The sequence below is a fragment of the Flavobacterium sp. genome, assembly GCF_003525665.1.
GTDB lineage: Bacteria > Bacteroidota > Bacteroidia > Flavobacteriales > Flavobacteriaceae > Flavobacterium.
The window spans coordinates 8,983-10,052 of record NZ_DQDX01000088.1 but is presented as its reverse complement, the minus strand read 5'-3'; the positions used below and the strand labels follow the sequence as shown (position 1 = coordinate 10,052).

Here is a 1,070-nt window from a genome sequence, read left to right as displayed (position 1 = left end):
TGAAAATTCGTGCAATTCGTGTTCAATTTCTTAAAATAAACTTTGCTGATTGCTAGGTGTTTCGTGTTCTAGTAACCACTTTTTTCGCCACAATCCGCCGGCGTAACCAGTTAATGAACCATCACTTCCGATTACTCTGTGACACGGAACTACAATCCAAAGTGGGTTTTTACCATTGGCTGATGCTGCAGCACGAATGGCTTTTACATCGCCTAATTTTTTAGACAAATCTAGATAAGATATAGTTTTTCCGAAAGGAATATTGCGTAATTCTTGCCACACTTTTTGTTGGAAATCGGTTCCTTTTGGATTTAACTTAAACGTGAAGTCTTGACGTTTTCCTTCAAAATATTCTTGAAGTTGTATAACTGCTTCTTGGAGTTGGTTTGGAATTGTTGTAGAAAGTTCGCCTTCTGATAAAACAGAAATTAGGCCAACACCTTTTTCATCACCAGAGATTTTGGTGATTCCTAGAGGTGAATTTATAAAAACCGTTTGCATTTGATAAAGATAGCGAAATTATTAAACTACATTTTATAGAAACCTACAAGGTTATGTAAACCTTGCAGGATTATTTAGAATGACTTAAAAAATACAATTCTAATGATTCCAATTCTTCATCACTCATTGTTTTGGTAACTTGAAGATTGATCTTCATGGATTCGTACATTTTTGGATCTACAATTGGATCGGCTTCTTCTTTAAGGAATGAAACGATGCTTCCGTTTTCTTTTTTGTAGATTGTGGCAATTTCTTGCATGCTTGGTCCAATTACTTTTTGATCGGGTTGATGGCAAGCGGCACAATTATTTTCTTGAAATAGAATGAGTCCTTTTTCTACAGTTGCAACTGATGCAACTTGGTTTTCATCTTGTGGTTTACTTGGTTCGTTTTTGCAAGCCGAGAAAAAAATAATAAGTAGTATAAAAAAATAATATTTCATTTTAAAAAAATTGGTTCTTTTGAAAATTTCTGCCCTAGCCCAGATAGCAACGGAAATCCTTTTTCTTTTTTTCCTTTAAAAAAAGAAAAAGATTGCAGTGAATAGCTGGAAATAGCTCCTGAAAAAA

Annotated in this window: 2 protein-coding genes; both read right to left on the bottom strand. The window is 34.1% G+C overall.

Annotated features, from left to right (window positions below):
• Positions 1-30 precede the first annotated feature (30 nt).
• Positions 31-501: a methylated-DNA--[protein]-cysteine S-methyltransferase gene (locus DIU01_RS06620; RefSeq protein WP_290832726.1), complete on the bottom strand. Its 471-nt coding sequence runs from the start codon at positions 499-501 to the stop codon at positions 31-33.
• Positions 502-571: 70 nt separating this feature from the next.
• Positions 572-943: a c-type cytochrome gene (locus tag DIU01_RS06615; protein WP_290832724.1), complete on the bottom strand. Its 372-nt coding sequence runs from the start codon at positions 941-943 to the stop codon at positions 572-574.
• Positions 944-1,070: the final 127 nt, after the last annotated feature.